Annotated in this window: 3 protein-coding genes; 2 read left to right on the top strand and 1 reads right to left on the bottom strand. The window is 66.7% G+C overall.

The genetic code is table 11. The features are described 5' to 3' along the window. Nucleotides 1-124 precede the first annotated feature (124 nt). The gene (locus tag ACFDR9_RS27095) at nt 125-1039 is read left to right on the top strand and encodes a lipase family alpha/beta hydrolase (protein WP_409032993.1); all 915 of its coding nucleotides are present in this window, start codon (nt 125-127) and stop codon (nt 1037-1039) included. Between the two features lie 10 nt (nt 1040-1049). After that, a complete protein-coding gene (locus tag ACFDR9_RS27090; protein ID WP_409032992.1) occupies nt 1050-1991 on the top strand; it encodes a lipase secretion chaperone in 942 nt (313 codons plus the stop codon). A gap of 98 nt (nt 1992-2089) precedes the next feature. On the opposite strand, the gene ACFDR9_RS27085 is transcribed toward ACFDR9_RS27090, so the two are convergent. Then, nucleotides 2090-3820: a methyl-accepting chemotaxis protein gene (locus ACFDR9_RS27085; RefSeq protein WP_409032994.1), complete on the bottom strand. Its 1731-nt coding sequence runs from the start codon at nt 3818-3820 to the stop codon at nt 2090-2092. Nucleotides 3821-4041 lie beyond the last annotated feature (221 nt).

Raw genomic sequence — 4041 nt, 5'->3', positions numbered from 1 at the left:
CCCCTTCTCCTCCACCCCCCCACCGCCCCCCCCCCCCCCCCCCCCCCCCCCCCCCCCCCCCCCCCCCCCCCCCCCCCCCAAGCCCGGGTTTTCAGCAGCATTCATGCACCTTTATGGAGACAACATGAAACAACGTTTTTGGAAATGCCTGTCGGTCGCCCTGCTCACCTCGGCCGTCCTGCCCTCGCCGTCGTGGGCGCTCGGCTACACCCAGACCAAGCACCCGATCGTCCTGGTGCACGGCCTGTTCGGCTTTGACAACCTGGGTCCGGTCGAATACTTCTACGGCATTCCGGCGGCGCTGCGCAGCGGCGGCGCCAGCGTCCACATCACCACGGTGTCGGCCGCCAACAGCACCGAAGTGCGCGGCGAGCAGTTGCTGAGCCAGGTCAAGCAGATCCTCGCGGCCACCGGCGCCACCAAGGTCAACCTGATCGGCCACAGCCACGGCGGCCCGACGGCGCGCTACGTCGCCTCGGTGCGGCCCGACCTGGTGGCCTCGGTCAGCAGCGTGGGCGGCGTCAACAAGGGCTCGGCCGTGGCCGACGTGCTGGTCGGTGCGCTGCCCAACGTCTCGGCCGCCATCGGCAACGCCGTCGCCGGCCTGATCACCTTCCTGTCGGGCGGCTCCGGCCTGCCGCAAAACGCCCAGGCCTCGTTCACCTCGCTGAGCACGGCCGGCACAGCCGCCTTCAACAGCCGCCATCCGGCCGGCGTGCCGACCAGCACCTGCGGCGAAGGCGCCTACCAAGTCCGCGGCGTGCAGTACTTTTCATGGAGCGGCACCCAGCCCTACACCAACGTCTTCGACCCGGCCGACCCGGTGCTGGCGCTGACCTCGCTGGCCTTCTTCGGCGCCAAGAACGACGGCCTCGTCAGCGCCTGCTCGAGCCATCTGGGCAAAGTGATCCGCGACGACTACGGCATGAGCCACGTCGACGAGATCAACCAAATGATCGGCATCGTCAACCTGTTCGAGACCAGCCCGGTGACGGTGTTCCGCCAACAGGCGAACCGCCTGCAAGGCCTCGGACTGTAAGGGCGCGACGATGAACACAAACGTCAAGCTGGTACGCTTCGGGGCGCTCGCCGGCGCCGTCGGCATCCTCTACTTCACCCTGGCGAAACCGGAGGCGGCACCGCCGGCGCCGGCGGCGCGCCCGGATCCGAACCATTTTGCGTTTGTGCCGTCGATGCAAGGCACCAGGCCGGACGGCGACATCAAGCTCGACGCCGCCGACCGGCTGGTGGTGGACGCCGAACTGGGCCACCTGTTCGACTATTATCTGGCCGGGCTGGGCGAACAGAGCCTGGAGGCGATCCGCGCCGAGATCGAACGCGAGCTGGAGCGGCGCCTGAAGCCGCTGCCGGCGGCGGCGGCCAAGCGGCTGCTGGCCAATTACCTCAACTACAAACGGGCGCTGGTCGACGTCGAGCAGGGCCTGCCGAAAAGCGCCGACCTGGCGCAGGCGGCGCGCGCGCGCCTGGACGCGATGCAGCAACTGCGGCTGAATTATTTCAGCGCGGCGGAGGCGGCCGGCCTGTTCGGCGCCGGCGACGCGCGCGACCTCGACGCCGTGGCCCGCCTGGAGATCGGCCAGGACAAGAGCTTGAGCGCCGAGCGGAAACGCGAGAAGCTGGCGGCGCTGGAGCAAGGCATGCCGCGCGCGCTGCGCGAAGAGCGCGAGGCGCCGACGCGCATCGTCAACGTCGAGCAGGCGGTGCAGAAAATGCGCGCGCAAGGCGCCGGCGACAACGAGATTTACCGCATGCGCGCCACCGAGTTGTCTCCGGAGGCGGCGGCGCGGCTGGCCGACCTGGACCGCGACGAAGCGGCCTGGAAAAGCCGCATTGACACGTATCTGGCGCAGCGCGGCGCGTTGATGGCGGGCGCGGCGCTGGACGCCGGCGCGCGCGCGACGGCGCTGCGGCAGCTGCGCGACGCCCAGTTCAAACCGGACGAGCAGCTCAGGCTGGGCGCCTATGAGTGAAAAAAAACCGGCGGCGTGAACCCGGGGCCAGGCCCCAAGGGACTGGCCCCGGATTGCCGCCGCGGGTTTCTATCCCTGCCGGCGGCGCCTTTACAACATCAAAACACTTCCCAATCCTCTTCCTTGGCGGCGCTCTGCCTGGCCGGCGAGACCATGCGCAAGGCCGGCTTGGCGTGATTGCCGCGCGGCGGCGGTGGCGGCGGCGCCACCTCCAGGCTGATGCGGCGCTGCGCCGGCGCCGCATACGCGGCGTCGAGCTTGAAGACGCTGACCGCGTGGGCCAGCTTGACGGCCTGGTCCTGCAGCGACTCCGCCGCCGCGGCCTCCTCCACCAGTGCCGAATTCTGCTGCGTCACCTGGTCCATCTGGCTGATGGCGATGTTGATCTGGTCGATACCGGAACTCTGTTCCTGCGTCGCCAGGCTGATCTCGACCATGATATCGGTGACGCGCTGCACGCTGGCGACCACCTCGCCCATGGTGCTGCCGGCCTCGCTCACCAGTTTGCTGCCGACGCCGACCTTGGCGACCGAATCGCCGATCAGCACCTTGACCTCCTTGGCGGCGGCGGCCGAACGCTGCGCCAGGTTGCGCACCTCGGAGGCGACCACCGCGAAACCGCGGCCCTGCTCGCCCGCCCGGGCCGCCTCGACCGCCGCGTTCAGCGCCAGGATATTGGTTTGAAAGGCGATGCCGTCGATGACGCTGATGATGTCGACGATCTTCTTCGACGACTCGTTGATCGACTCCATCGTCTCGACCACCTTGGCGACGACGGCGCCGCCCTTTTGCGCCATGCCCGAGGCGGACGCCGCCAGCTGGTTGGCCTGCTGGGCGTTGTCGGCGTTTTGCCGCACGGTCGAGGTCAATTCCTCCATCGACGAGGCGGTTTCCTCGAGCGAGCTGGCCTGCTCCTCGGTGCGCGAGGACAGGTCCTGGTTGCCGCTGGCGATCTGGCTCGACGCGGTGGCGATGGTGTCGGTGCCGCCGCGCACCTCGCCGACGATCTTGACCAGGCTGTCGTTCATGTCCTTCAGCGCCTGCAGCAACTGGCCGGTTTCCTCGGTCGTGTGGACCTCGATCTGGCTGGTCAGGTCGCCCGCCGCCACCGTCTGCGCCACCTTCACCGCCTGGTTGATCGGCGTCGTGATGGCGCGCGCGATCATCATCGCGCAGGCGGCGGCGATGGCGGCCGAGGCCAACGCCGCGGCGACCATCCAGCGCTCGGAGCTGACGATCGCCGCGGCGCCGTCCTTGACGCTGGTGTGGGCGATCGCCTCGTTTAACTCGCTGATTTTATTCAGGCTCCCTTCGGCCATCAGGAACAGCGGGCGGGCCTGCTCGAACTGGCGGTAGAACTCGACGAACAAGTCTTTCTGCTTTTGCTCGTCCTGGTTCTGCGCCAGCGCGGCCATGGTGGCGGCCAGTTTCTCGTCGGCGCCCTTCCAGGCTGCCCACTCGCCGAGGAACTGCTTCCACATCACGGTTTCCTCCGGCGTTTGCGGCAGTGGCTCGTAGAGCTTCCAGCCGCGCTCGATATTCGCCCAGGCCTTCTGGCGCTGCTCGATGGCGGCGGAGAATTTGGCCTGCGACTGGTAGTTGTTTTCGTAAATGGCCGTCGTCAGCGTCGCCGCGGAGACCGCGGTCTGGCCCTCGCTCATCGTCAGCAGGCCCTGGATCGACGGCAGGCGCACCACACCGATTTCGTTGACGGCGTCGCCGACCGCGGCGATACCGGTATAGCCGCAGGCGCCGACCACGATGAGCGCGACCATCATAATGGCCACCAGCGTAGCGAGCTTCCACTTGATTAATAGGTTTTTAAACATCATGCAGACCCTTCTTATAATATTCGTCGATAAAAACAAGCGCGATACGGGCTTATCTCTGTCGACATTTAAACGCCGTGTGATATTTTGTGAGAATTGGTGATAATTGGCGTACTTAAGAATATCGGTGACTATTCAGCCTGAGCGTACAGCGTAGAAAGTTGTTGTAAACGAATCGTGGATAACGCATCATGCGTGCATGCCACCAAAACCGCCCCGCC

Source organism: Janthinobacterium sp. CG_23.3 (assembly GCF_046115965.1).
GTDB lineage: Bacteria > Pseudomonadota > Gammaproteobacteria > Burkholderiales > Burkholderiaceae_D > Janthinobacterium.
The sequence above is the reverse complement of the archived record's forward strand: the minus strand, read 5'-3'. Positions and strand labels throughout refer to the sequence as shown.